General features: G+C 61.4%; 20 protein-coding genes. 7 read left to right on the top strand and 13 right to left on the bottom strand.

Going from position 1 to position 26560, the window contains the following annotated elements:
- The first annotated feature begins 310 nt into the window (after positions 1–310).
- Positions 311–2593 carry a GGDEF domain-containing protein gene (locus KUW18_RS14500; protein ID WP_206938984.1) on the top strand — a complete coding sequence of 761 codons (2283 nt, stop codon included), beginning with the start codon at positions 311–313 and terminating at the stop codon, positions 2591–2593.
- A 24-nt stretch (positions 2594–2617) separates the two neighbouring features.
- Here KUW18_RS14500 and KUW18_RS14495 read toward each other — a convergent pair whose 3' ends face one another.
- Together KUW18_RS14495 and KUW18_RS14490 are read right to left on the bottom strand one after the other, a co-directional pair.
- Entirely contained in the window at positions 2618–3313 is a 696-nt protein-coding gene (locus tag KUW18_RS14495; RefSeq protein ID WP_206938990.1) for a pseudouridine synthase, read from the bottom strand.
- Positions 3313–4125 carry an amidohydrolase gene (locus KUW18_RS14490; RefSeq protein ID WP_206938995.1) on the bottom strand — a complete coding sequence of 271 codons (813 nt, stop codon included), beginning with the start codon at positions 4123–4125 and terminating at the stop codon, positions 3313–3315. Before KUW18_RS14490 ends, KUW18_RS14495 begins: the two co-directional genes overlap by 1 nt.
- 150 nt (positions 4126–4275) lie before the next feature.
- Here KUW18_RS14490 and rarD point away from each other — a divergent pair, with 150 nt between their 5' ends.
- Entirely contained in the window at positions 4276–5178 is a 903-nt protein-coding gene (rarD, locus tag KUW18_RS14485) for an EamA family transporter RarD (RefSeq protein WP_206938997.1), read from the top strand.
- Here the strand turns inward: rarD and KUW18_RS14480 are convergent.
- Complete coding sequence (locus tag KUW18_RS14480) at positions 5154–7637, bottom strand: EAL domain-containing protein (protein WP_206938999.1); 2484 nt, start codon at positions 7635–7637, stop codon at positions 5154–5156. The genes rarD and KUW18_RS14480 overlap by 25 nt on opposite strands.
- A 305-nt stretch (positions 7638–7942) precedes the next feature.
- Here KUW18_RS14480 and KUW18_RS14475 point away from each other — a divergent pair, with 305 nt between their 5' ends.
- From KUW18_RS14475 to KUW18_RS14460, 4 genes are all read left to right on the top strand, one after another.
- Complete coding sequence (locus KUW18_RS14475) at positions 7943–9055, top strand: NAD(P)/FAD-dependent oxidoreductase (RefSeq protein ID WP_222561742.1); 1113 nt, start codon at positions 7943–7945, stop codon at positions 9053–9055.
- Positions 9056–9135: 80 nt separating this feature from the next.
- On the top strand, positions 9136–10848 hold the full coding sequence (locus tag KUW18_RS14470; protein WP_222561741.1) for a SulP family inorganic anion transporter: 1713 nt from the start codon (positions 9136–9138) through the stop codon (positions 10846–10848).
- A gap of 135 nt (positions 10849–10983) precedes the next feature.
- Positions 10984–11670 carry a DNA-binding transcriptional regulator CsiR gene (csiR, locus tag KUW18_RS14465; protein WP_206939004.1) on the top strand — a complete coding sequence of 229 codons (687 nt, stop codon included), beginning with the start codon at positions 10984–10986 and terminating at the stop codon, positions 11668–11670.
- 301 nt (positions 11671–11971) lie between these two features.
- Positions 11972–12184, top strand: a complete 213-nt coding sequence (locus KUW18_RS14460; protein ID WP_206939008.1) for a ribbon-helix-helix protein, CopG family — start codon at positions 11972–11974, stop codon at positions 12182–12184.
- Here the strand turns inward: KUW18_RS14460 and KUW18_RS14455 are convergent.
- The 8 genes from KUW18_RS14455 to KUW18_RS14420 form a co-directional block, all read right to left on the bottom strand.
- Positions 12151–14055, bottom strand: coding sequence for a protein kinase domain-containing protein (locus KUW18_RS14455; protein WP_222561740.1), 1905 nt, complete (start codon positions 14053–14055; stop codon positions 12151–12153). The two genes, KUW18_RS14460 and KUW18_RS14455, sit on opposite strands and share 34 nt — an antisense overlap.
- 74 nt (positions 14056–14129) lie before the next feature.
- Positions 14130–15788 (bottom strand): dihydrolipoyllysine-residue acetyltransferase, encoded by a 1659-nt coding sequence (locus tag KUW18_RS14450; protein WP_222561739.1) that lies wholly within the window; start codon positions 15786–15788, stop codon positions 14130–14132.
- Between the two features lie 23 nt (positions 15789–15811).
- Entirely contained in the window at positions 15812–16789 is a 978-nt protein-coding gene (locus KUW18_RS14445) for an alpha-ketoacid dehydrogenase subunit beta (protein WP_222561738.1), read from the bottom strand.
- A 1-nt stretch (position 16790) separates the two neighbouring features.
- On the bottom strand, positions 16791–17999 hold the full coding sequence (locus tag KUW18_RS14440; protein WP_206939022.1) for a thiamine pyrophosphate-dependent dehydrogenase E1 component subunit alpha: 1209 nt from the start codon (positions 17997–17999) through the stop codon (positions 16791–16793).
- 335 nt (positions 18000–18334) lie between these two features.
- The gene (locus tag KUW18_RS14435) at positions 18335–19060 is read right to left on the bottom strand and encodes an ABC transporter permease (protein WP_206939025.1); all 726 of its coding nucleotides are present in this window, start codon (positions 19058–19060) and stop codon (positions 18335–18337) included.
- Positions 19053–19997, bottom strand: coding sequence for an ABC transporter ATP-binding protein (locus KUW18_RS14430; RefSeq protein ID WP_222163768.1), 945 nt, complete (start codon positions 19995–19997; stop codon positions 19053–19055). Before KUW18_RS14430 ends, KUW18_RS14435 begins: the two co-directional genes overlap by 8 nt.
- The gene (locus KUW18_RS14425) at positions 19994–21124 is read right to left on the bottom strand and encodes an ABC transporter permease (protein ID WP_315900674.1); all 1131 of its coding nucleotides are present in this window, start codon (positions 21122–21124) and stop codon (positions 19994–19996) included. Before KUW18_RS14425 ends, KUW18_RS14430 begins: the two co-directional genes overlap by 4 nt.
- 42 nt (positions 21125–21166) lie before the next feature.
- Positions 21167–22081 carry a glycine betaine ABC transporter substrate-binding protein gene (locus KUW18_RS14420; RefSeq protein ID WP_222561737.1) on the bottom strand — a complete coding sequence of 305 codons (915 nt, stop codon included), beginning with the start codon at positions 22079–22081 and terminating at the stop codon, positions 21167–21169.
- 88 nt (positions 22082–22169) lie between these two features.
- On the opposite strand from KUW18_RS14420, the gene KUW18_RS14415 reads away from it, so the two are divergent.
- Positions 22170–23297 (top strand): DUF1853 family protein, encoded by a 1128-nt coding sequence (locus KUW18_RS14415; RefSeq protein ID WP_222561736.1) that lies wholly within the window; start codon positions 22170–22172, stop codon positions 23295–23297.
- 23 nt (positions 23298–23320) lie between these two features.
- Here the strand turns inward: KUW18_RS14415 and cysS are convergent, their stop codons facing one another.
- Positions 23321–24730 carry a cysteine--tRNA ligase gene (gene cysS, locus KUW18_RS14410; RefSeq protein WP_222561735.1) on the bottom strand — a complete coding sequence of 470 codons (1410 nt, stop codon included), beginning with the start codon at positions 24728–24730 and terminating at the stop codon, positions 23321–23323.
- 1 nt (position 24731) lies between these two features.
- Positions 24732–26411 (bottom strand): glutamine--tRNA ligase/YqeY domain fusion protein, encoded by a 1680-nt coding sequence (locus tag KUW18_RS14405; protein WP_222483308.1) that lies wholly within the window; start codon positions 26409–26411, stop codon positions 24732–24734.
- Between the last annotated feature and the right edge of the window lie 149 nt (positions 26412–26560).

Below are 26560 nucleotides of genomic sequence, written 5' to 3'. Positions count from 1 at the left end.
TAACGAGCGACAATGACGGCCGGCACTCGCTTGCCATGATGTCGCCGTACCACCCCACGGGTGCCGTTCAACGGTGATAGCGGAGTGCCCTGCTCCATCCTGGGATAGACCGCAGCATCATCGCTTGCTGTAACGGTCGACTTGCCAACGCTTGAAGGGAAAAGCTCCGTTACGTTTGCTGCCACGAAACAAGATAACGGTATAAAAAGCTAGAAGCGTAAAAAAGCGTTAATGGGAATGTCAGCCTCATCAAGTGAACCAGAGGATACCTCGTTCTATACTGGCCGGATCAGCCGTTACAGGTCCTGCCATGCGCCGCCTTTGTCTTGTTCTCCTCTTCGCCGTCGGGTGGCTCGCCAGTGGGCAGGCACTCAGCGACGCGTTGGCGCTCAATAGCCAATGGGAATACCGTTGGGGCGACTCTCCTCGAGACAGCAGCGGACGCCTCGTCTGGCTAGATGAAGCTGACACCTCCTGGCAGCCCCTGTCGGGTGTCGGTAATCCGCCGGGGCGCGGCCACAACAACAGCCTCTGGATTCGCCATCAGTTACCTGACGGTGCCTGGCATCAGCCGGTCCTGTTTATCTCGAGCTTGAACCTGGTGGGGGAAGCCTACGTCGACGGCTTGCAGATCTATCGCCATGGCTCACTGGAGGGCGGAGCCGCCGGGGAATTCGCCGGCTGGACCTGGCACGTCATCGACCTGCCGACTCCCGTCGCTGACAAGATGCTGTATCTCAGAATCAAGTCGACCTACAAGGATATCGGCCTGTGGGGCAAGGTGGTGGTGATGGAGAGGGCCGATGTTCTCCCTACCATCCTGTCGGAGACACGTGGGGAGATCATCATCGCCCTCAGCTGTCTGATCCTTGCTCTGCTCGCGCTGATCCTGATCCTGACGCAACCCGAGCGCTGGCGCCTTGGCAGTATCGGGCTATTCTCGCTGGCGGCGGGCTCCATGGTGCTGGCGGAAAGTGATGCCAGCCAGTTGCTGCTATTTGCGCCGCTGGCGTGGGATTATGTGGCCGCCTTGGCCTACTTCTCGTTGCCAATCGCCATGGCGCTGATCCTGGAGCACTGGTTCCCGCAGATCCCGCGCAGGGGCCTTCGCCGACTGTGGCTGTGTCTCGTCGGCTATGCAGCCGGAGCACCCGCACTGGCCATGCTGGACATCGTCACCCTGCCCACCACGTTTCCGGTCTTCGATATCCTCCTGCTGGCCGCCCTCGCCTACATGTCACGCTGGCTGTTCAGGTACCGCAGGACCTTCGATGGCAACCAGCGCCTGATCGTCGCCAGCTATGCCATCTTCAGCATGGTCACCGTTATCGATATGGTCGTGGCCCACGGTTTTGTGTCCTGGGTGAGCGTTCCTGTGCACCTTGGTGCACTGGCCTTCATTTTCGCCATGGTGGTCATCGCGGCACGCCACTACGCACGCTCGCAGCGCAAGCTGGAGCACCTCAACAACCAGCTGGAGCAAGAGGTCACGGCACGCACCCGACAGCTCGAGACCTACGCCGAGCGTGAGCGTCAGCGAGCCAGGTTGCTCGCCAACGAGCACAGCAAGACGCATCGTCTTGCCAACTTGATCGACTCGCTGCAAGCCTGCACGTCCCTTGAGCAGGCGCTCGACCTTACCCAACGGGCCATGCCGGACATCCTTGCCCCCATGAGCGGGGCTTTCTATCGGCCCCAGGACGAACCCGACACCATGCACCTCGAGCTATTCTGGCCCACCAGCCACTGTCCTCCGGCGTGTCTGGATGGCTCGACTATTCCACCGCTGGAGGCACGTGGGGACGACGATCTGCCGGACTTCGAGGACCTGCTTCAGCAAATGCGCAGCGAACGCACCGTGCCGGTGAACGGGACCTCCGTTGATGAGCTGCCACGCTGGACCTTTCCCCTGGATGTCACCGGTCCGGGACGACAGCCCCGTCGCCTCGGCGTGATCTGTGTGATACCCCAGGGCCCTCTCGTGCGTCGACCACAATACTGGGATCGCACCTATCACTTTATCGAGCTTGGGGTGAGCCGACTGGCGCTGGTGCTGTCGAGCATCGCCTTGCAGGAGGAGCTGTCGGCCCTGTCCTACCGGGATGACCTGACCGGGCTCAATAACCGGCGCTACTTCGAGGAGCTATTCGCCCACGAGAGCGCCATATCACTACGTAAACAAAGTCCGCTGGCGGTGGTTATCCTGGATATCGACCACTTCAAGAAGTTTAACGACCAGCATGGCCATGCCGCGGGCGATAGCGTGCTGGAAGGAGTCGGCAGGATGCTCGCCAACAGCTTCCGTGACATTGACGTGGTGTGCCGGTTTGGCGGGGAAGAATTCGTGGTACTGCTGCCCGGGGCGGCCGCGGAAGATGCTCAACACCGGATGCGCCGAATGTGTGAGGCACTGGCCAGCGCCAGCTTCCGTCATGAAGGAAACAGCCTGGGCACGGTGTCCGTCTCCTGTGGCATTGCCAGCTTTCCTGCCACCACCCAGGATCCCCATGAACTACTGGAACTCGCCGACAAGGCCCTGTACCAGGCGAAGAACGCGGGGCGAGCCAGAATCACTCTGGCCACCCCTCAGTGAGAGCGCTCCCAGCTTTAACAGCCCTTAAAACAGGGCTCGCTCCGCGTCAGTCAGCTCACGCCATTCACCCGGAGCGAGCTCAGGATCCAGCGTCAGTGCTCCAATAGCGTGACGATGTAACGCTTCGACGTGGTTGCCGATCGCGGCGAACATACGGCGGACCTGGTGGTAGCGTCCTTCGACAATGGTCAGTTCGACCTGGCGCGGGCCATGGCATACCAGAGTGGCAGGACGCGTGGGAAGCTCCTCCCCATCCAGCAGCACCCCTTCGGCAAACTGCTCGATCGCTTGCTCGGGATCTTCCAGGTCTCGTGCCAAGGTCACCTGGTAGCGCTTGCCACTGCGGTGACGCGGGGAGGTGATGCGGTGGGACCACTGGCCGTCATCACTCAATAACAATAGCCCGGTGGTGTCGACATCCAGTCGCCCCACCGGCTGGAGCCGTTCTGCCTTGGGTAGATCAATGGCGTCCACCGCTCGCGGGTACAGGCCTCTCCTGGCCGTACACTCTACGCCAACAGGCTTGTGCATCATGATGTAGCGCAACCCCACTAGCGCCAGCGGCTGGCCTTGCCAACTGACGCTGTCATCCTGCGCTAACTGGCGCGCGGCCTTCTTCTCTACTTCCCCGTTCACCGTGACCTCCTCGCGCATCAGCGCACGCTTGGCAAGGCTGCGAGTGAGATCGGTGGTTTCGCTGAGAAAACGGTCAAGGCGCATCAGTAGGTCTCATGGTCAAGGGTAAAATCGTCGGCATCTTGCCATGCCGGGAACTTCTCGCGAAAGGCCGACAGCGCTTCCCTGTCGAGCACACCGGTCCGGACGAAGGCTCGATCACGGGGCTCATCGATCAGCGCATCTCCCTTGGCATCAATCAGCATCGAATCTCCGGCATAGCTTAACCCCTTGGCGTCCTCGCCCACACGATTGACCCCGATCACCGCAGCCAGGTTTTCCACCGCCCGCGCCTGCAGCAGTACGCGCCATGGGTGACGCCGCGGTGCTGGCCAGTTGGCCACACACAGCAGGGCATCATATTCGAAAGGTGCACCTTGGGTTGCCTGCTGCCGCAACCAGACCGGGAATCGCAGGTCGTAGCAGACGCTCAGCAAGATACGAAATCCGTTGAGCTCAACGATGACCCGCTCACGGCCCATGTCATAGCGCTCATGTTCGCCCGCCATACGGAACAGATGCCGCTTGTCATACCAGTGCAGGCCACCATCGGGTTGCGCCCATATCAGGCGATTGAGATAACGCCCTTCATCCACTATTGCGACGCTGCCGGTCATCACACAGTCACGCTGCTTGGCCTGTTCACGCAGCCACTGGACCACCTCGCTAGTTGCCATGGGCTGTGCCATGTCGCGGGAATTCATGGTAAACCCGGTGGCGAACATCTCGGGAAGCACAATCATGTCGGTTTCCCGGCCACCCAGATCGGCCAAGGTGTCTTCGAGCATCCGGCAATTGCTGGAGGGGTCTTCCCAGCGCAGGTCGCACTGAACCAGAGTGGTACGCAGCTGTGACATGGTGATCTCGTCAGTGAAGTTCGTCTGCCTAGACTAAACGACATCGCCGCCGAGACCAAAGCCACCATGCCGCCGACAAGAGTGTGCTAATGTGGCTGGCCGATGCACGCCCTGCATCGATCCCTATCCTGTGTTATGGACGCTCTTTCGATGAAAGGACTCTCCCCCGCTACCGGATCACTCCAGGGTGTCGGTTTTGCGCTTCTCGCCTACGGCATGTGGGGCACCTTCCCCCTGTTCTTCGCCTTGTTCGATGGGGTCAGCGCGCTGGAGATCCTGGCCCATCGCGTGATCTGGTCGTGCCTGTTCCTGGCCCTGGTCATTACCCTGCTAAAGCGCTGGGGGGCCATCGCCCGACTGCGCCACGCGCCGCGCCAGTGGCTGCCAGCGATGGCCTGCGCGCTGTTGATCGGGCTTAACTGGGGGCTTTACATCTACTCGGTCGAGACACATCGGGTCCTCCAGGCCAGCCTGGGCTATTTCATGACGCCGCTGGTCAATGTGATGCTCGGGGTACTGGTCCTGAAAGAGCGGATCACGCTGGTCCAGGGCGTCGCCATCGCCCTGGCCGTGGCCGCCATCTCACTTCAGCTGTTCCAGTTGGGGTCGTTGCCCTGGCTGAGCCTGAGTCTTGCCGCCTCGTTTGGCACCTATGGCTTGCTGCGCAAGCAGCTGGCCTTTGATGGCCTGTCGGGGCTGTTTCTCGAGACCCTGCTGCTGCTGCCGTTGGCGCTGCTGCTGCTGCCGCTGCAGCCAAGCCACTTCATCCCTGAGCTCATTGCGGCTCCCCCCTACACGACTGCCTTGCTGGTCGCCTCCGGTGTGTTGACCGCCCTACCCTTGCTGGCGTTTGCCGGGGCGGCGAGACGGCTGACCCTGAGCACCCTGGGCTTCTTGATGTACCTGAACCCAACGCTTCAGTTCCTGATTGCGCTATGGGTGTTCCATGAACCCATCGTGCCGGCGCAGCTGACGACTTTCGCGTTAATCTGGATCGCACTATTGCTCTACTCGTGCTCAAGCCTGTTTCAGCCCCGTCGATCCACCAGGTAGGCTAGCCTGTTGACCGACGAGGGACGCTGCAGGCAGGTGCCGTACACGTCTGCCACTTCCCCCAATTCCATTGGCGGAGCAAAGAAGTATCCCTGACCTTCCTGGACGCCTAGCATCACCAGCCAACTGGCATCTTCAATGGTCTCGACACCCTCGGCCACCACGCACAATTCCATGCGGTGACAAAGCCCGACCAGGGCCGCATAGGCCTGACGGGCTTGATCGAAGCGACGTGCGGCATGCAGCAAGGAGTAGTCCAGCTTGATCGACGTCAACGGCAGTCGCTGCAACAAGTTGAACGCGGTGTAGCCTGAGCCAAAGTCGTCCAAGGCGATGCCAATGCCACGCTCCCGTAGCGCCAGCATCTGACGCTGCACCTGCTCGACATCGTCGACATTTTCATGTTCCACCAACTCAAGCTCCAGACATTCGGGTGCAATCCCGCGTAGCGCCAGCTGCTGTGACACGTAGTCAGGGAAGTCTTCAGCCAGCAGGCTGCTGAGATGCACGTTGACGGAGACACAGTGCAACCACTCCGTCGGGGCCACCAATGAAGCGAGCCAGTCCAGCGCTTGCTTGATCACCCAGCGGTCGAATCGCTCGGCCAAGCCCAGCATCAAAATGACCGGCAAGAAGTCCGCTGGTGGTATGTCTCCGGCCTCGGGGTGTCGCCACCGAATCAGCATCTCGACCCCCACCAGGGAGCGGTTGGGCGGGGCCAGTTTGGGTTGAGCCACCAGCCGCCACTGGGTGTCGGGTTCTTCGATCAAGACACCGACCTGGCGGCACAGCCAGCGTAGATGGGTTTCCTGGTAGGGACCAGCGGCCACCACCCGCAGTATCGGGCGCACCCAGCCTTCTGCTTCCAACCGTTGCATGCCCTCATCGAGGGCGCTCAGGCAGGCGTTCAGGTTACTGATATGCGCAGGCACCAGGGTCACACAGGCATACCAATGCAACACCTTTTCATTCGCCGCCTGCTGTCGCTTGCACACCAGCGCCAGATAGCTATCGAGCTGTGACTCAACGTCCGGACCGTGAACGTGTGCAGGTATGGCACCGATGATGCGCTCATCCTTTCCGATATACAGGCGCCAGCCCTTGGGCAGGTGCGCAGAAAGAGCATCCAGACTGGAACGTAACAGTGCCTCGAGACACATGTTGCCCAGGCGCCGCCGATAGCGGATCACTTCTGGCGCAGCGAGCAGGAATAGCCATTCGATCTCTGCACAGCGAGGGCCTTGATAGTCTGATTCGAGGGCCATCCGCGTGGGCAGCTGGAAACGATCATCCACCATCAGGCGGCGACGTCGCCTGAGCGATGAAAAGCGAGACAGCAGCAGCATGACCGCCACCAGCAGGCCGGTCAGGGTGACCGCCACCATTCCCACGACCGCCTGCTGATAGCCGCGGGTCAGCTGTTCCAGACGCCCCCTGACACCGACCCATTGAAAGGCGACATGTTCCTTACCATCGAACAGCTGATACCAGCGTGCATGGATAAGATAGCGCTGTGCCATGATCGAGGAGCTGGCGGGCACCAGCTCAAACGCTGGCGTCAGCGCGACTTCCACCGCCGCGTGGGCCAGGAACTCGATATCAAGGATGGCGCCACCGGCGCACCCCACCGCCATCTGAAAGGCAAAATGGCAGAACACGGGTACCTTCTGTCGGGCCAGCGCCTCAAGCCGCTCCGCCGTGCTGCCCGGCCCTTCGTTCCAACCGGAGTCACGCCCGCCCTGCATGTAAAGCCGTGTCCCGGGCGGACTGCGCGCAAGCCGCTCAAGGACGACCTCGGGCGTCCAGCCGTGGATGACATCCACCAGCTGGACATCGCGCACACTGCCGACCACCTCGGTCATGTCATCAATGACGTTGTAGGCGTGCTCCGTATTTTCCCCCAGCAAGATCAGGTGCAATGGCGCGCCAAAGGTATCCACCAACATGTTCAGGGACTGGGCCATGACGGGATAGGACTTCAAGGACTTGACGCCTGCAGCTTCGGCTTCGACCCTGAGCAGGTCATCGTTCAAACCCAATGCCACCACCTTTTCGGGCCATGGTAGAGCGTCTCTATAGCGAAGATAGAAGGCCATGGCCGGGTCATCGGTGAGAATCAGACTCCCCCTGGGATCCAGACTGGCCTGCTGCAGTCTCGCTAACAGCGCTTCATCGGCCAGGTGCCCGGGCAGACGCAGCGCATCAAGATACTCCACCTGGAACCGGCCGGCCGTCGCCGTCTCGTGAGCAAAGCGTGCTTCCACGCTGGCCACGATATCGTCGTTCCAGCGATACCCCTGATGATAGGACGTCAACAGCAGCAGCGAGGCGTCACCCGCGGCCTCATTGGCGCGTGACGGGGCAGGACTTACCGCCAGCAGCAACCCGGCCGCCCACAGGATGACCAACAGCATGATCCGACGTCGCCCTGGTCGCGTCATTGCTGAGGTGACTGACATGGAGACAAACTCCGTTAGTCCACTGCAAGCAGCAGAGCGGCCTGCTTAGAGCCGGTCCATCGACAGGATCAGCGAGAGAGGGGCTAGCCACACAAGACCTATCCACACAAGACGGCTCGTGGTGCCCTGTGATGAGCTTAGGGCCCACGACCACCAATCTCGCACTCTCATCCGAGGTAACGCTGATCATCAAAGGGGATAGCCGTCAGCCGAAAGGCCAAGGGTGACGCCGTCATTCGCATCAGACTTTGACGTCGTACCCACAACTGCGCACCATCTGAGCTCACTCAGGAGTCTTGCCTACCATGCCCCTACCCCATTTACTGCTGGTCGGTGCCGGCCACGCGCACCTTTACCTGCTGAGACAGAACGCGCTGCTGAAGCGTTTTCGAATCACCTTGGTGGACCCAGGTGGGTTTTGGTATTCAGGTCTCGCCAGTGGGGTGCTGGCCGGCGACCATCGGCCTTCGGAAGACCGTATCGACCCCGCGCTGCTTTGCCGCCAGAACGGCGTGGACTTCATACGTGCCAGGCTCGTGGCACTTGACCATGAGCAACAGCGAGGAAGGCTGAGCAATGGCTCCTGGCTATCCTTTGACTACCTCAGCCTTAACCTGGGCTCGGCCCCTCTCGCTCCTCTGCCAGTGCATTCGACGACGAAAGGTTCACCTCACTATTGGCCAGTCAAGCCGATACCGCGGCTGTTGCAGTGTCGGCGCAGCCTGGAGCGACGCTTTCATCATCTGCCTCTGAGCCTTCACGTGCTCGGCGCTGGCGCCAGCGGCATTGAAGTCGCCTGCGCGACCAGGGCGCTAGCCCGCCGGCACGGGGTAGCCGACATGGCGCTGCCCATTCACCTGCACCATCGCAGTAACGGCCCCCTGGCACAGGCGTCCGCGGGCGCACAGCGCTATGTCCGTGACTGTCTCGATCGGCGCGCCATCACGCTGCGGGTCCATCCCCGCGCAGAGACGACCTCACTGCCCCCGCTGGTCGATGACGAGGCCAGCGATATCATCGATGCCAGGGGCCTCGCTCCGCCCCAGAACCTGGCCCATCTGGGTCTCCCCACTCTAGCGGGACGCGGCATCGCGGTAGCGGCTGACCTGAGGATCGACGGCAGCACCACCCAGTTCGCCGCGGGCGACTGCGCCGCCATCATCGACCAGCCGCTGCCACGTCTTGGGGTGCACGGCGTGCGACAAGGACCCATTCTCGCGCACAACCTGCTGGCCAGCCTCGCCGAGGAGCCACTCAAGCGTTACCATCCCCCAAAGCGGGCACTATCGATCATCAACCTGTGCCATGGCGAGGCCTTGGCTCTCTACGGGTCATACTGGTGGGGCGGACGACTCGCCAGTCGCTGGAAGCGGCATCTGGACATGGGGTTCATGCGGCGGACCAGGTCCCCGGCGTGACCTATAGCCATGGCCGATGAGGGTCGATCAGACAAGTCGCTACGCCGCCACTTCACCAAGACCAGGACGTCAATCTGCCCATGCTCAAGCGCTACATTCCTATCCTGGCCTGGCTGCCACACTATACGCCGCGACTGTGTGGGAGCGACCTCCTGGCAGGGATCATCGTCACTGTCATGGTGATTCCCCAGTCACTCGCCTATGCCATCTTGGCTGGACTTCCCGCGGTCGTCGGACTCTACGCCAGCCTGCTGCCGGCGGTGGCCTACGCCGTGCTCGGCACCAGTCGCTCTCTCGCCGTTGGCCCGGTCGCCATCATCGCTCTGATGACGGGGGCGGCGCTGTCCAATGTGGCAACCCAGGGGACATCCGCGTATATCGAAGCCGCCTTGGTCCTGGCCCTGCTGTCCGGCCTCATGCTAACGCTGATGGGCTTTCTGCGTCTTGGCTTCTTCGCCAATTTCCTGAGCCACCCGGTCATCGGAGGGTTTCTGTCGGCGTCAGGCCTGCTGATCGCGATCAGCCAGCTGTCGCACTTGCTCGGCATTGATGCCGGCGGCTACACCGCATTGGCGCTGATCACCCATCAGGTACAGCAGTTGGATCACATCAACTGGCCGACCCTGGCGGTAGGCGCCTCGACCCTGCTGTCGCTATGGCTGATGCGCGGATACGGCGTGGCCGCCCTGACCGCGCTGCGGCTACCTGAGGGCCTGGCCAGGTTGCTGGTCAAGGCGGGTCCGGTGGTGGCGGTGGTAGTGACGACGCTCCTCAGCTGGCAGCTTGACCTGGCCCGCTACGGGGTCGCCACCGTAGGTCAGATCCCCGCTGGTCTACCCTCCCTCGCCATGCCGAACATTGATCTGCCGCTATGGCACGCGTTGCTGGTACCCGCCATGCTGATCAGCGTAGTGGGCTTCGTCGAATCGATCTCCATGGCCCAGATGCTGGCCGCCAAGCGCCGTGAGCGTATCGCACCCAACCAGGAATTGATCGGCCTGGGGGCAGCCAATCTGGCCGCTGCCTTCAGTGCGGGCATGCCGGTCACGGGAGGACTGTCACGCACGGTCATCAACCAGGAGTCCGGTGCCCGCACGCCCATGGCTGGACTGTTTGCGGCGCTTGGCATTGGCACGGTAACCCTGGCATTGACGCCGCTGCTCGAGTACCTGCCGATTGCAACGCTTGCCGCGACCATCACCGTGGCGATTCTCACTTTGGTAGATATCCCACTGCTGCGTCAGACCTGGCGCTACTCACGCAGCGACTTTTCAGCGTTGGCGGTGACCATGCTGCTGACCCTGGTGGAAGGTGTCGAGGCCGGTATCATCGCGGGGGTCAGCCTGTCCATCGCCTTGTTCCTGTATCGCACCAGCAAGCCCCATAGCGCTATCGTGGGGCGCATCCCCGGCAGCGAGCACTTCCGCTCGGTCACCCGTCACGAGGTCGAGACTGTCAGTCACCTGGCGCTGTTTCGCGTCGATGAGAGCCTGTACTTCGCCAACGCACGTTATCTGGAGGACACGCTCTACTCGCTGGTGACCCAACGCCCGGAGCTCAGCGATGTCGTGCTGATCTGTTCCGCCGTCAACCTGATCGACGCTTCCGCGCTGGAGAGCCTTGACGCCATCAACGCCAGGCTCAAGGACTCACGGGTCACGCTGCACCTGGCCGAGATCAAGGGGCCGGTCATGGACCGTCTGAAGCACTCCGACTTCCTCGATGCCCTGACCGGGCGAGTGTTTCTGAGCACCTTTGCGGCCTGGTCCGAACTGCGGCGCCCACGAGACTGAGACACTCTGAACCAGCCCCCCTGAACGACACCCGGGGCGATGGCTAACCCGTCGGCACACCCAAGGCCTTAGGCGAATGTCGAGCGCTGCGCCATTCAGGTAAGATGGCGGCGTGATACATGGACGGGCCACGAGATGGAAGACTCACCCAAGCAGAACCTCGCCATCAGCGCCTACCGCTGGCTGAAGCAAGACATTATTCGGGGCACCTTCGCGCCCGGGGAAAAACTCCTCATGGCGGGACTCAAGGAGCGTTATGAGCTGGGCGTCGGTCCCTTGCGGGAAGCGCTCTCCCAATTGGTCGCTGATCGCCTGGTGGTGGCGATCAGCCAGCGCGGCTATCGCGTAGCCCCCATGTCCCTGGCGGAGCTGGCAGATCTCTACGACGCCCGTGCCCAACTTGAGGGACTGATGCTCGAACTGGCCATTCAGCGTGGCGATGATCGCTGGGAAGCCAATATCATTGCCACCGCCCATACCCTGGCCAAGGTGGAAAGCGTCAGCTCCTCTGATGAGCTGCTGGATCTGTGGGACAAGCGCCACAAGGCGTACCACAGTGCCATTGTGGCCGGCTGCAACTCACCTCACCTGATGCAGGTGCGCGAAGCACTGTTCGACCAGGTAGAGCGCTATCGACACCTGTGGCTGCGCGAGACCGTTTTCTCGAGCCAGGCCCTGGCCGCCAAACGCGATGAGCACGCAGCACTGACCGAGGCAGTGCTGTCACGACACACTCAGAAAGCGCGACAGATGATGCGGGACCATTTGATGACCCCGGTACCCATCATCACCGACGTGATGGCCAAACGTGGACTGAGCTGAAGCCTGACTCCCCCCGACTGGGCCGGCGCTGTTACCTCGGAGGTGAGGAAGACAGCGGCGGCTGCAAGGTCCATCATCGCTAGGGACGCGCTGCGTGCATCAGCTGAGCGGCGAAAGGCGCCCACAGCGCAGAATCCGGAGCCTAGGCGGTAGAGATGGGGAGTTCGAGCAGCGCGTAACGCAGCGAATCGGCGGTGCAGGCATTCATTGTTTCCTTAGGGCTTGTCACCGCAGTGTCATCGGGTAATCCTATGCTTTCCATGAACATGTATGACGCTTGCGTCGCCACCGGAGAGACATCATGCCCCACTTACTGAGATTTTCACGGGAGCTGGAGGCTCGCCTGGACCTACTGGCAGAGCGCACGGGCATGACCAAGGCGGCTCTGATCGAGCGTCTGGTCAGCGAGGGTGCCGAGGTACTTGAGGCAGAGCTGGCACAGCACGGCGCCGGCAGCGAGCGCGCCGAACGCTCCATTGATCAACTGCTGCGAGAAAGCGGGCTAGGCGCCTGACCTTTCGCCAGCGTCGTCCTTTCCCGGGACTCTTGCGCTCGCGCCAGAGCGGCACGGGGGTCTCGGGGATAGTAGCGTTCGGGCTGACGGGCCACATGGGGGAAGAACCGGGTATCCTTGTACGGCATCTTCATGAATCCTGAGATGCCCAACCCTTCTATCAGTTTCACCGCATCCACAATATCTTCCAGACAGTCCCTGAACTGCTGCTCTCTCGACGGATCCAGCAATCGGTAGTGATGATGAATTTTCAGGTGTGAAGGCAGCACCTCGAAGATGATCATTCCGGTGTGATGAATATCATTGAGCGCCTGCAGCGAACTGATGATGGCGTCGGGTAACACCAGTAGCTCTTCAGGATCGGGACCATCTTCAAAGTAGCTGTGCAGGCGAGAGCGATCCTCCAGCTCAGGGACGGCACTGACCTCGTAGGACAGGGCAAGCCCCGGGTCCACCACGAAAGGATGTTCGGGAGAGCTGCGTTCCAGATGCAAGGTGTCTCTTGCGTTGAACAGACAGCTTTTAAAGATGCCCCGGCGGTGTATCGCGCGCGCCAGCGTGACCATGTTGTTGACGGCGGCCACGAACGCCACTTTCACCTGCGGGTCATGTACGTTCAGCGACGAGTCGATGTAGACGCCATCCGCTTCCCAACGAACGGCGAGTCCTCCCACGACAGGGTATTTGCCCAGCCGGCTGACCGCTGCCAGAAACGCCTTCTCCGTCTCCCCCATGCCCTGCATGAAGTTACGGTAGTAGCGGTCAAGCTGGACGTCGTTGACGTCGGCCAAGGTCTCCTCGACCCCCTCTTCCCGCAGAAAGGCCTTGCGTGAGCTGTAGACCACCGTGTCAATCTCCCGTCGGGCGGGACGACTCCACACCGGCACCAGCGGTGATTCCTGTGGCAAAGGGAGCTCCAGCATGACCAGGCGTCCCATCCGCGGCATCTCGGCGATAAAGTGATCACCCGCCTTGAGCCTGACCTCCGGATCAGGGTCAAGCATGCCATCCAGGGTCCTGGCAAACTCCATCGGAAGACCCAACGACGTGGCCGGAATAGCGCGATGACCAAACCGGCAGGATTGTGCGGACGCCAGCGCATAAAGGGTCCCGGCGGCACCCTGCTCGTCAAATCGCGGCGATGAAAGGGCCCCTCCCAGCTGCTCTTCACCGATGAAGTAGACGTCGCCTAGACGGGCATTGGTCTGCTGCAGGTTGTCTGACATCAGTTCCATCACATTGGCGCTGACAAACTGGCGTCGGGCATCCAGCTGAGCAAAGACCGAAGAGCCCCAGTCGATCAGCGCCACCGTCTCGTCGCGGGCATCGAAGACCAGGTTGGAGGGTTTGATATCGCCATGCACGACTGGCCGCCGTGGCGCCCCCGCGGGAGATGTCTCCCGTCGCAGCTCACGCAGGATATCGGCCAGCTGAGTGGCAATCCGTATCACCAGACGCGGCGACAGGCGCCCTTGTTGCAGCGAGACTTCTTCGAGATTGATACCTGGTGCACGCTCCATCACCAGGATGGGCTGATGCCGCACCCGCTGATAGGCCACCAGGGCAGGCACTCGGGGATGGACCACCTGCTCAAGCATGAAGGCTTCCTCCTCCAGCCTGTCCTGCAGGTGCTGGGGCAAGGTTACCCGGGTGAACTTGAAGACGTAGTGGTGCTGTTCGGCGCTGATGCCGGCGAAGACAAACCCGTAGGCACCCTTGCCGATCAGCTCGATCTGTCGATAGCCCAGCTGCTCCAGCTGCTGCTGACACAGCGCGACCCATTCCTTCAGCTTGCGTGCATCGTCCTGACTCAACAGGTAGATGGACTGATCTTCCGGAATGTAGAACTGCTGCAACGGTGCTGGGGCCATGGTGCTTCCTCCACCCTACCCCAGGCGCCAGGCGCGCCTCACGCCTGGCCCCAGGTAGCCTACAGTGAACCTGATCAGGCCAGGTGCAGCAACATGCTTTCAGGGGCTTCAAGATACCCCTTCCAGGCGTTGCAGAAGCGTGCAATGGTGCCACCGTCAAGCAAGCGATGGTCGCCCGCCCAGGTCGCCGTCATGATGGCGCGCCGCATCACATTGCCCGCGTCATCAAAACGCGGTAGCCACTGGGTCTTGCCGATGGCAACAATCGCGGACTCGGGTACGTTGATGATAGGCGCCGCATAGGTGCCCCCGATCGCGCCAATGTTGGAGATACTGATGGTCCCACCCTTGAGATCTGACGCGGACACGCGCCCTTCCCGCGCCGCGGAGGTAAGTCGCTGTACCTCACCGGCAATCTCGAGCAGCGTCAGGCGTTCACAACCCTTGATGTTCGGTACCATCAAGCCGGCCTTGCCATCTACCGCCATGCCCACATTGCACTGGCTGGGGTAAAGAATCTGCGTGACCTGATCATCAAGTCTCGCCTGCACAATCGGGTAGTCCTTCAATGCCAGCGCCAGCGCCTTGATGAAGAATGGCATCACTGTCAGCCGTATCTCTTGCTTCTCCGTGACAGGTTTCAACCTCTCACGCAGCGCCAGAAGCTCGGTGACATCGATCTCCTCCCCATACTGAAAATGGGGAACCGTGCTGGCCGCCGTGACCATCTGCTTTGCCATGGCTGCACGCACGCCGCGCAATGGCTCGCTGCGCTCCACCGCCGACGACTCAGAGCGGTCCGCTTGGACGGGCTGATGCGAAGCGTCACGCTGTTGCTTGTCGTCCACCTGCTGCCCCTGCTCCAGGAAGGCCAGTACATCATGCTTGAGCACGCGACCGTCGCGACCACTGCCCGGCACCTCTTCCAGACGAAGTTGATGCTCCCGCACCAGCCTGCGCACTGCCGGACTGGCCGGCACTCGGCCGAAGGCTCCGCGCCCAGCACCCCGCGCTTCATGAGCGCGCTGCTCGCGAGTGGCCGCGCCAGCGATGGTTGCTGATGCGCTCGATCCCTCAGCGATGGGCCGGGACTCGGCGCTGTCAGCGGGAGCTGCCTGCGCGGCTGGCCCAGCGGGCCCTTCTTCCACGCCATCGGCAAGATACCCGAACAGCGGCGCATGTACCTTCGCCATGTCGCCCTTCTCTGCATACAGCGCCTCGACCACACCGTCCTCGGGGGCGGTGATCTCGACCATGGCCTTGTCGGTCATGACGTCGACCAGGCGCTGGTCTTCACAGATCGAGTCACCGACAGCAACGTGCCATTCGACCACCTCACACTCGACGATGCCCTCACCAATGTCCGGCAGCACAAAGTCCACCCGGCGTCTGTTCGACGCTGTGGCAGCAGGCGCAGTCTCTGCGGAGCAGGCCGCGTCCTGCTGTCCATTGAGCGCATCACCGCCCGCCTCGTTGGCATCGCCAGCAGCAGCCTCCGAGTCACCCTGATAGGCAAACAGCGGAGCATGAACACGCGCCATTTCCCCTTTGGCCACATGCAGGCGAGTGACCACGCCAGCCTCGGGAGCGGTAATCTCCACCAGCGCCTTGTCGGTCATGACCTCGACGACCGGCTGATCCTCTTCGATGCGATCGCCCTCGGCGATCTTCCACTCCATGACCTCACACTCGACGATCCCTTCGCCGATGTCAGGAAGCTTGAATTCCGTCATTTCGTGACTCTCCCGGCGCCGTCTCAGTAGTGGAGTGAGGCGGTGATGGCTTCATAGATCTTCAAGTGATCGGGCAGGTACTCTTTCTCCAGGATCAGCGGAAATGGCGTATCCAGCCCGGTCACCCGTCGAATCGGCGACTCCAGATAGAGGAAGCAGCGCTCCTGGATCGTCGCCGCAATCTCGCCGGCGAAACCACCGGTGCGAGGCGCCTCATGGGTAATCACCAGCCGGCCGGTCTTGAGCACGGATTCGACCACTGTGTCCTCATCCCAGGGAAGAATGGTGCGCAGGTCAATGACCTCACAGGAGATGCCTTCCTTCTCTGCCATCTCGACCGCACGCTCGATGACCTCCATCTGGGCGCCCCAGCCCAGCACTGTGACGTCGGCTCCCTCCTTGATTACCTCAGCCTCCCCGATAGGCAGCTGATAATCGCCTTCAGGCACGTCACCGGTCGAGGCGCGATACAGGCGCTTGGGCTCGAAGAACAGCACAGGATCCGGATCCCGGATCGCAGCCAGCAGCAGTCCCTTGGCCTCATAGGGATTACGGGGTACGACAATCTTTAACCCCGGGGTGTGGGCGAAATAAGCCTCAGGGGACTGGGAGTGATAGAGCCCGCCTGAAATGCCGCCGCCGTAGGGAGTCCGAATGGTCATCCCACCGACATTGAACAGGTCCCCTGAACGAAAGCGAAACTTGGCCGTTTCATTCACTATCTGGTCGAACGCCGGAAAGATGTAGTCGGCGAACTGGATTTCGGCCACTGGCACCGAGCCCTGGGCAGCGAGACCGTTGGCAAAGCCGATGATCCCCTGCTCGACCAGCGGGGTGTTGAAGCAGCGCGCCTTGCCGTACTTTTCCTGCAAATGACTGGTAGCACGGAAGACCCCGCCAAAGCCTCCCACGTCCTCGCCGAAGCACAACACGTTGTCGTCTTCGGCCATGGCAATGTCGACTGCCTGGTTGATGGCCTGCAGCATGTTGATGGTAGGCATGTCAGTCTCCTCCCTGGCTGTCATCATCCTGGCCTAACGCAGGATCCAGGGAACGTGCTCCCCGGGGGTACGCATCGGGATAGCGACGGACGTGCCGCTTCAACTCATCAAGCTGACGCTGCAAGGCAGGCGTCACATCGGCATATACATCGGTGACCATCGAGTCGATGGGAGGTGGCGGCCGCTTCTCAGCGCGCTTCATGGTGTCGAGCACCTCACGCCGCAGTTCGTCCTGCAGCGCCTTCTCCTGCTCTTCGTCCCACCAGCCCTGGGCTTCGAGCCACAGCTGCATGCGACGGATAGGATCCTTGGCGCGCCAGGCGTCCTCTTCCTTGCGCGAGCGGTAGCCGGAGGGATCATCCGAAGAACTGTGGGCCGCCAGACGGTAGGTCATGGCTTCGATCAATACCGGCTTGTTGTCTTCCACCGCGATCTTTCTGGCCAGCTCGGTAGCCCGGTAGACCGCCAGCACATCATTGCCATCGACCCGGATCACATGCATGCGATAACCCAGGGCTCGAGGTGCCACCCCATCGGCGGCAAACTGTTCGACGGATGGGGTAGAGATGGCATAGCCGTTATTGCGGCAAAAGAAGATGACCGGCGCTTCATGCACTGCAGCCATGTTGAGGGCTGCGTGGAAGTCGCCCTCTGACGCGGCACCCTCACCAAAATAGACAATGGTGCACAGGCCATCGCCGGCCAACTTTTGCCCATAGGCAAAACCCGTGGCTTGGGGAATCTGAGTCGCCAGCGGCGACGAGATGGTCATGTAGTGCAGCTTGCGCGACCCATAGTGGATCGGCATCTGGCGTCCCTTGCCATAGTCCAGCTCGTTACCGAACAGCTGATTCATGAACTCATCAAAACTGAACCCACGGTACATCAGGGCGCCCTGCTCACGGTACTGGGCCATGATCATGTCAGCGTCATCCAGGGCCGCGGCGCTGCCGATGACAGCGGCTTCTTCCCCGGTGCATTGCATGTAGAAGCTGAGGCGTCCCTGGCGCTGAGCCGCCAACATACGCTCGTCCAGAACCCGCGTGGCCAGCATGGCACGATAGATACGCAATGCCTGGTCACGCTCCAGTGCCGGGCCTTCGGCGCCGTCGTACAGGGTGCCGTCCTGAGAAAGAACGGCATAGGTCGCAATCGAGTATTCGTCGCCAGCCAGGAAGTCCGGGCTATGCGTTTGTGCGGTCGTTGTCATCGCGCTGTTCCTTTGCCCCTTATGGGGGCAGTGTTGTCGTTATTTCTTCCCCCTACCAGGGGATCGCCCATAGTGGGGTCAACGCACGTTGTTGACGTTAACGTAAACTGATTCACGTGACTAGCCACGACTTTGGTCGAAAATCTAGGCGATAACAGCGGTCGCTAGCGTGATAGCCAGAACATCATGCTGGTAACCACCCAGCCTTCAGCAATAGCTCCGGCAGCCTACGAACAGACGCACCGTCCAAACAGCCTGCAAGGCAGGCCGTCGGTGCGCCAGCGGGAGAAGAAGAACGTCTAACGGTAGGGAGACGTCTAACGAGCGTAGAGCGTCTAACGCGAGGAAAGTCGTGCGAACACGCTATCGACTGCCAACGCCAGCAGTGCGATCAACAAGGCACCCTGCACGATGTAAGCCGTATTGCCGTTCACGATGCCAGAGATGATGGGATCACCGAGGTTGCTCGAACCGACCGTGGCTCCCAGGGCTGCCGTCGCGATATTGATCGTCACGGAGGTGCGAATACCCGCCAGGATGACCGGCGCAGCAAGCGGAAGCTCCACCTGGCGTAGGATTTGGCCGCCGGTCATGCCCATCCCCCGGGCCGCCTCCAGTACCGAAGGTGAGATACCCTCGATACCGGCCAGGGTGTTACGCACGATGGGCAACAGACCGTAAAGCAACAGCGCCACCACGATGGGCAAGGTGCCAAAGCCAAGTACCGGTACCGCCAGCGCCAGCACCGCCACGGGGGGGAACGTCTGGCCCAGCGATGCCACTTGCGCGACCAGTGGCAGGAACTCTCGCCCAGCCGGGCGGGTCACGGCAATCGCGCCTAGCACGCCCAACAGCGTGGCCAACGCAGCTGCGATGGTCACCACCAACAAATGACGGCCCAGCAAGACGAGAAAGTCCACCCGAGCGTAAACCACGTCTCGGCTGTCGGGCTCAAGCCAACGAAAGACGGGTTCGAACAAGGACATGGCCAGACATCCGACCAGCAATAGCGCGCACCAGACGAAAGGCATCAGCCAACGTCGTGTCAGGACATCAGTCATTGACGCGGGCTCCCACCAGGCGCCGGAAGTTAAGCTCACCGATCGGGATGTCGTCGTCATCGACAACCGCCAGCCGCTCGACTCGCCGCCACAGCATGACCGACAGTGCCTCGCGAAGCGAAGCGGTCTGATCGATGCGTTCACGAGCCACTCCACCTGCCCCAAGGGGCACCATTCGCTCGCTGACGGGCAACAGCGCAGCCTCTTTGAGACCACGGTCTTCCCCACCCAACAGCGAAGCGACAAAGTCATTGGCAGGCTCGCGCAGTAGCTGCAGCGGATGGCCCTGCTGAACGATGCGACCTTCATGCATCACCACCAGGCGATCCGCCAGCCGCAGCGCCTCATCCATATCGTGAGTCACGAAGACAATGGTCTTGCCCAGCCGCGCCTGGAGATCCCGCAGCTCCAGCTGCAGTGTCTCCCTGGTGATCGGATCCAGGGCGCCAAAGGGTTCGTCCATCAGCAGAATGTCCGGGTCCGCTGCCAATGCCCTGGCCACGCCCACTCGCTGAGCCTGTCCCCCGGACAGCTGGTCCGGATACTTGTCGGCGTAGTCGGCCATGGACAGGCCAAGCAGCGACATCAACTCCTCTACCCGAGCATCGATGCGCGACTTCGGCCACTTGAGCAGACGCGGCACCAGACCAATATTGCGAGCGACCGTCCAGTGAGGGAACAGCCCAGTGCTCTGAATCGCATAGCCAATACGGCGCCTGAGCACGTCCTCGCGAAAACTGCGAATGGGCTTTTGGTCGATGTGAATCTCACCCTCGCTATGTTCAATCAATCGATTGATCATCTTCAACGTGGTCGACTTACCGCAGCCTGACGTCCCCACCAGACAGCAAAACTCACCGCCGTCTATTTTCAGCGAAACATCATCCACCGCCACGGTATGATCGAACCGCTTAGTGATATGAATGAGTTCGATCATCGTGTGACTCCCCGACCAAGACGCCGTGAAAGATTACCCAACACACCATCGGCCAGCATGGCCATGACCAGGATGGGAAGTGCTCCGAGCAGCACCAGGTCCATAGCCGCTTGCCCCAATCCCTGGAAAATAAAACGTCCAAGCCCGCCGGCACCGATCAGCGCGGCCACCGCCGTCAGGCCGATAGCCTGCACCGTGGTAATCCGCACGCCTTCGAGCAGCACCGGCAGCGCCAATGGCAAGCGCACCTGCCAGAACATCTGCCCTCGACTCATGCCCATGCCTCGTGCAGCCTCAATCACCCAACGATCGACACCCTCCAGCGCCACAAAGGTATTACGCACCATCGGCAACAGGCTGTAGGCCACCAGAGCCACCAAGGCCGGCGCCCAACCGATGCCACTGATACCGAGCTGATCCAGCCACGGAAAACGCTGCGCGGCCCAGGCCAGGGGCCCTAACAGCAGTCCAAACAGGGCCAGGCTGGGAATCGTCTGCATGAAATTGAGCACCCCAAACCCGGCGCGCTGCAGCGCTGGAAGGCGACGCATCAACAGGGCCAGTGCAGCGCCCAATGCCAGGCTAAGCGCCACCGTCGCCCCGACCAGCAACAGGTGTTCCCCCACCGCTAGCCAGAAGTCGTCCGCCCGCCCCCGATACTCCTGCCACAGGGCGAGACGATCGAGACCAAGAGGAAGACATAGCGCGGTGACGATCAGCGGTACGCAGAGGCAAGCAATGTACAGCCCTACAGGCCAGCGCTGGCGAGTCCTCAGATCCAACAGCGCCAGCAACAGCACGAACAGCGTGCACCAGGCTCCCGCCCCGATGCCCAAGCGCGCCTGTGGCAGCTGCGGGTCGACAAGTTGATGAACGCACAGCACTAGCCATAACGGCAGGCCCAACAGTGCCAGCAGCACGAGTCCCAGTGAACGCCATCCAGGATCGGGCTGGCGCGCGACCCAGCCCGCCAAGGCCATGGGAAGACTCGCCAGCACAGCCATCGCCGGCCCCGCCACTTGCCAGGCATAGACAGCGTCACCCGGGACGATGCGGTTGGGAGCGCTACTGGCCACCGGCAAGCTCCACCATGCGAGCAGGCCCAGCGCCATCAATGTCAGCAACACAATATTGCCGCCACGGCGGCTTGCCACTGTCGTGATAATGGATCAGTCCTCGAGGGTCGCCAGATAATCTGCTGCCACCTTGGCAGGATCGAGGCCATTGACGGCCACATCCCCATTCAGACGCTGCAAGGTTTCCAGGCTCAGCGACTCGAATACGGGAGCCAGAGCTGCGGCGATCTCAGGGTGGTTATCCAGGGCGGCACGCCGAATCACCGGAGCTGGCTGATACACCGGCTGCACCCCCTTGGTGTCCGTCATCACGACCAGGTCCAGCGCCTGCAGGCCCCCATCGGTGCCATAGGTCATCGCTGAATTGACGCCGCTGGTCTGTTGCGCCGCAGCCCGCATGGTGGCAGCGGTGTTACCACCGGAAAGCACCAACAGGTCGTCATCGTCGAGGGAGAATCCGTAGGCCGCTTCGAAGGCAGGCAGGGCGAAGGCAGATTCAACGAAGTCGGTACTGGCGGCCAGCTTGTAGTCGCCGCCGTCATTGATAAAGCTCGCCATGTCCTCCAGGGTCTCGAGTCCGTTTTCCCTGGCGACGTCGCCCCGCACGCTGATCGCATAGGTATTGTTGGCCGACGCGGGGGTAAGCCATTCCAGGCCCAACTCGGCATCCTTGGCCTTCACCGTATCGTAGGCTTGTTGCGCATCGTGCCACACGGGGCTGTCGGTCATGTCATGAAAGAAGGCGCCATTGCCGGTGTATTCCGGGTAAATGTCGATCTCGCCATTGAGCAGCGCCTCACGCACGATGCTGGTGCCGCCTAGCTGCAGTCGATCCTCGACCTCCAGGCCTGCCGCCGACAGACGCTGCAGGATCATCTGGCCAAGAACGGACCCTTCGGTATCAATCTTGGACGACACCACCAGAGCATCATCTGCGTAGGTCTGCGTGGCCACGGCAGAGCTCAACATCGTGGCCACCACTGCGGCCGACACTAAGGGACGCTTCATTATTCTCACCTGATTCCATGTGAATGTATGCTGAAGTATATGGAGATGACCCAACGCCTGCAGGACGTTCTGCCAACGTGAGTCCACCATGCCACCACGCCAGACCGCAAGCGCCAATCGGCCGGGACACACGCCCCGCCAATCCTCAACGCCGCATTCCCCTCAGTCGGGTGCGGTCAGCTCGCTGACGCCGACCGGCCGTGATCTGGCCTGGTTGCTGGAAGCACCAGACCTGGTGCGCTCACGCTGGGGTGGCCGCCCGACCCTTGACGAGCTGGGCCTTCACACCCGCAAAGCCCGCCACCAGCTGCTGTTGCAGGCACTTGACCCGCTGCCCATTGCGACCACGGACACCCACTTGGGGTCATTACCTCGGCTTGGACAATATCATGAAGCGCTTTGGCAGTTTTTGCTGGCCACGGCACCGGGCACCGAACTGGTGGCACACAATGTGCCTATTCGAGAGGACCGCCGGACCCTTGGCGAGCTGGACCTGCTCTACCGTGATACCGCCGGCGGCCTGATCCATCTGGAGGTCGCCATCAAGTATTTTCTCGGCCTGCCAGAAGGGCCAGGCCGCCAGGATGACACCAGCAGATGGATCGGCCCCGGGGGGCTCGACAGCCTGGCCCTGAAGCTGACCCACCTGGAGCGTCATCAACTTGCGCTACTGTCCACACCACACCGGCGACAGCTGTTGAATGAAGCACTGGCGAGCAGCAAGGGACGTTCAGGCGGTGCTACGAACCCAACCCCCGTCGAGGACACCATCAAGGCCCGTCTGGCCATGCCAGGCGTGCTTTTTTACCCATGGCAGCATCACATGCCGCCTCCTCGACAGGCGAACGATCATGTTCTCGAGGGTATCTGGTGTCATTGGCGTCACTGGGGCGAGCTATGCCGCCAGCATGACACGCTGCGCTTCGGCGCATGCCTGACCAAGCCCCATTGGTTAGCGCCACCTCCACCGACACAATGGATGCCGCGCAGCACCCTGAGTCGATCCCTGGCCGCCCACTTCGCCACCTACGCCTTTCCCGTGCAGGTCATGCTGTGTGATGACCCTGCCCGTGTGGAGCAGGACATTCTTGCCATCGATGGCGGCGGGCAAGCTGCCTACAAAAACGCGCCGTCCGCGTTGAGCGGACGACGCATCTTTGTGGTCGACGACAGCTGGCCTCACCAGGTACCACTACCACCGCGAAGCCCGGCCTGACGCCACTGTCGCCAGGCCGACAGTCAGCTGCGATCCACCACCCAGTGGGTGCCTTCACGGGAGTCCTTGAGAATGATCCCCTGAGCCGCCAGTTCATCGCGGATACGATCCGCCTCAGCGAAATCGCGAGCCTTCTTCGCCTCGGCGCGCGCAGTGATCCGGGCATTGATCTCATCGTCAGACAGATCGACAGCCCCCCCTCTCAAGAACGCAGCCGGCTCCTGCGTCAACAGGCCCAGTATTCCCCCCAGTCGCTTCAACTCGAGGGCCAGACCGGCCACATCAGCGCTCGTGGTGCTGGCATCGCTCTGCTCCGCCTCCTTGCGGGCACGATTGAGTTCGCGCACCAGCTCGAACAGCACAGACAGGGCCTCGGGCGTGTTGAAATCGTCATCCATGGCAGCGGTAAAGCGCGCGGCATAGTCACCCGGCCCCACTTCGATTTCTGCAGGAAGCTCGATGCCATCAAGCGCGGTATAAAAGCGCTCGAGGGACTTACGCGCTTCACCCAGGGCGTCGGGCGCATAGTTGATAGCACTGCGGTAATGGCTTGCCACCAACAGGAAACGCACGACCTCGGGGTCGTGTTGCTCGAGCACCTCGCGGATCGTGAAGAAGTTACCCAGGGACTTGGACATCTTCTCGCTATCGACCCTGACCGCCCCGGCATGCATCCAGGTGTTGACGTAACGCTGGCCGGTTGCCGCCTCGCTCTGCGCGATTTCGTTCTCGTGGTGAGGGAAGGTCAGGTCCGGCCCCCCACCATGAATGTCGAAGGTATTGCCCAGGCAGCAGGTGGACATGGCAGAGCACTCGATGTGCCAGCCGGGACGACCTTCGCCCCACGGCGACGTCCAGCTGGCCTCGCCGGGCTTGGCCCCTTTCCATAGCACGAAGTCGAGAGGATCTTCCTTGTGCTCGTCCACCTCGACGCGGGCGCCCGAACGCATCTCATCCAGATTACGGTTGTTGAGCTTGCCGTAATTCTCGAACTTGCGTACCCGGTAATAGACATCACCGTTGCCCGGAGCATAAGCAAAGCCCTTGCCGATCAGCACCTCGATCATGGCAATGATCTCGGCAACATGACCGGTAGCTCGCGGCTCCTGGTCAGGACGCTGAACGAACAGGCGGCCCTCGTCCTCATGCATGGCATCGATCATGCGCTCGGTCAGCTCGCCGATGCTTTCGCCGTTCTCCTCGGCGCGACGCAGGATCTTGTCATCGATATCGGTGATATTGCGGACGTAGGTGACATCATAGCCACGATGACGCAGGTAGCGACTGATGACGTCAAAGGCCACCATCACGCGAGCGTGGCCAAGATGGCAGAAGTCATACACCGTCATGCCACAGACATACATCCGAACCTTGCCGGGCTCAATCGGTGTAAAGACTTCCTTGGTACGGGTCAGCGTGTTGTAGATCTGCATGTCAGCCCTTCTTCTGCATCTTGGCCCAGGTGTCTTTCAGACCGACCGTGCGGTTAAACACCAGGTGGTCTGGACGGCTGTCGTGACGATCGGCGCAGAAGTACCCCACTCGCTCGAACTGGTAGCGGTCTTCATTGTCGGCATTGGCCAAGCTCGGTTCACCAATCCCCTTCACGGTCACCAGCGACTCTGGGTTCAGGTGATCGAGGAAATCCGCGTCCTTGTCCTTGTCTGGCTGCTCGACCAGGAACAGGTTGTCGTACAAGCGAACTTCCACAGGAACGCCATGACGCGCGCTTACCCAGTGGATGACGCCCTTGACCTTACGTCCCTCCGGGTTCTTGCCCAAGGTATCGAAGTCAACACTGCAGCGCAGTTCCTCGATCTCGCCCTCCGCGTTCTTGATAACCTCATCGCAACGTATGACGTAACTGTTGCGCAGGCGGACTTCCTTCCCGGGCGCCAGACGGAAGAACTTCTTGGGCGGCTCTTCCATGAAGTCGTCGCGGTCGATCCACAGCTCCCGGTTAAACGGGATCTTGCGCACCGGCATATCTTCACGGGCGGGGTGGCCAGGCACCTCGTAGACTTCCTCGTGGTGCTCGTCCACGTTCGTCAGCACCACCTTGAGCGGGTTGAGCACGCACATGGCGCGAGGTGCATTGTCCTCGAGATCCGAGCGGATGGCGTGGGTCAACATGGCAATATCGACCAGGCCGCCGTCAGCGCGGGTCACCCCGATCATCTCGCAGAACTTGCGCAAAGACGCAGGGGTATAGCCCCGCCGACGCATGCCGGAGATGGTCGGCATGCGCGGATCGTCCCAGCCCTCGACGATGCCATTGTCCACCAGCAGCTTGAGCTTACGCTTGGAGGTCAGCGTGTAGTTGAGGTTGAGTCGAGCGAACTCGATCTGGCGCGGCTTGGTCGGCACTGGCAGCTGATTCAAGAACCACTCGTACAACGGACGGTGGTCCTCGAACTCGAGGGTGCAGACAGAGTGCGTAATGCCCTCAATGGCATCGGACTGACCGTGGGTGAAGTCGTAGGAAGGATAGATCTTCCACTTGTCTCCGGTCTGGTGGTGATGGGCATGCCGAATACGATAGAGGATCGGATCGCGCAGGTTGATGTTGGGCGACGCCATGTCGATCTTGGCCCGCAATACCTTCTCGCCTTCGGCGAACTCGCCCTGGCGCATACGCTCCAGCAGATCAAGATTCTCGTCGGCACTGCGGTCGCGATACGGGCTTGGGCGGCCAGCCTCGGTCAGCGTACCGCGGTATTCGCGAATCTCGTCTGGTGACAGATCGTCGACATAGGCCTTGCCTTCCTGGATCAGATACTGCGCCCAGGCGTACAGCTGATCGAAGTAGTCAGAGGCGAAGCGAATGTCCCCCGCCCACTGAAAGCCAAGCCAGCTGACGTCTTCCTTGATGGCGTCAATATAGGCCTGTTCTTCCTTGGCCGGGTTGGTGTCATCAAAGCGCAGGTGACAGTCACCACCGAATTGCTCCGCGAGCCCGAAATTGAGACAGATTGACTTGGCGTGGCCGATATGCAGAAAGCCATTGGGCTCCGGGGGAAAGCGCGTCACGATCTTCTGCGACTGTCCGCTCTCGATTTCCTCGCGAATCTGGTTGCGAATGAAATTCGGCGCGCTGCTTGTCTCGGTGGTCATGTTGATGGATCAACCTCTGGTGGTGTACGGGCGTTGAGGGGCTAGCGGTCGCCCCCCGACTTCGCGCTGCGAAGCAAAACCGCTATTATAGCGTCACGCTAGGGCACGGCGCCAAGCCGTGCAGAGAACGAGAAAGGTGCCGACAGGCA

Source organism: Halomonas sp. DP5Y7-2 (assembly GCF_019802025.1).
Classification (GTDB): Bacteria; Pseudomonadota; Gammaproteobacteria; order Pseudomonadales; family Halomonadaceae; genus Halomonas; species Halomonas litopenaei_A.
Note: the sequence above shows the minus strand (reverse complement) of the source record. Positions and strands in the feature narration are given on the sequence as shown.

Bases quoted from the DNA above. Each gene is read 5' to 3' on its own strand.
- KUW18_RS14455 (WP_222561740.1), bottom strand. From the start codon at position 14,055: ATGGCCCCAGCACCGTTGCAGCAGTTCTACATTCCGGAAGATCAGTCC.
- KUW18_RS14480 (WP_206938999.1), bottom strand. From the start codon at position 7,637: ATGTCAGTCACCTCAGCAATGACGCGACCAGGGCGACGTCGGATCATG.
- KUW18_RS14445 (WP_222561738.1), bottom strand. From the start codon at position 16,789: ATGCCTACCATCAACATGCTGCAGGCCATCAACCAGGCAGTCGACATT.
- KUW18_RS14470 (WP_222561741.1), top strand. From the start codon at position 9,136: ATGCTCAAGCGCTACATTCCTATCCTGGCCTGGCTGCCACACTATACG.
- KUW18_RS14490 (WP_206938995.1), bottom strand. From the start codon at position 4,125: ATGTCACAGCTGCGTACCACTCTGGTTCAGTGCGACCTGCGCTGGGAA.
- KUW18_RS14500 (WP_206938984.1), top strand. From the start codon at position 311: ATGCGCCGCCTTTGTCTTGTTCTCCTCTTCGCCGTCGGGTGGCTCGCC.
- cysS (WP_222561735.1), bottom strand. From the start codon at position 24,730: ATGCAGATCTACAACACGCTGACCCGTACCAAGGAAGTCTTTACACCG.
- KUW18_RS14435 (WP_206939025.1), bottom strand. From the start codon at position 19,060: ATGACTGATGTCCTGACACGACGTTGGCTGATGCCTTTCGTCTGGTGC.
- rarD (WP_206938997.1), top strand. From the start codon at position 4,276: ATGAAAGGACTCTCCCCCGCTACCGGATCACTCCAGGGTGTCGGTTTT.
- KUW18_RS14475 (WP_222561742.1), top strand. From the start codon at position 7,943: ATGCCCCTACCCCATTTACTGCTGGTCGGTGCCGGCCACGCGCACCTT.
- KUW18_RS14415 (WP_222561736.1), top strand. From the start codon at position 22,170: ATGCCACCACGCCAGACCGCAAGCGCCAATCGGCCGGGACACACGCCC.
- KUW18_RS14405 (WP_222483308.1), bottom strand. From the start codon at position 26,411: ATGACCACCGAGACAAGCAGCGCGCCGAATTTCATTCGCAACCAGATT.
- KUW18_RS14420 (WP_222561737.1), bottom strand. From the start codon at position 22,081: ATGAAGCGTCCCTTAGTGTCGGCCGCAGTGGTGGCCACGATGTTGAGC.
- KUW18_RS14430 (WP_222163768.1), bottom strand. From the start codon at position 19,997: ATGATCGAACTCATTCATATCACTAAGCGGTTCGATCATACCGTGGCG.
- KUW18_RS14440 (WP_206939022.1), bottom strand. From the start codon at position 17,999: ATGACAACGACCGCACAAACGCATAGCCCGGACTTCCTGGCTGGCGAC.
- csiR (WP_206939004.1), top strand. From the start codon at position 10,984: ATGGAAGACTCACCCAAGCAGAACCTCGCCATCAGCGCCTACCGCTGG.
- KUW18_RS14495 (WP_206938990.1), bottom strand. From the start codon at position 3,313: ATGCGCCTTGACCGTTTTCTCAGCGAAACCACCGATCTCACTCGCAGC.
- KUW18_RS14460 (WP_206939008.1), top strand. From the start codon at position 11,972: ATGCCCCACTTACTGAGATTTTCACGGGAGCTGGAGGCTCGCCTGGAC.
- KUW18_RS14450 (WP_222561739.1), bottom strand. From the start codon at position 15,788: ATGACGGAATTCAAGCTTCCTGACATCGGCGAAGGGATCGTCGAGTGT.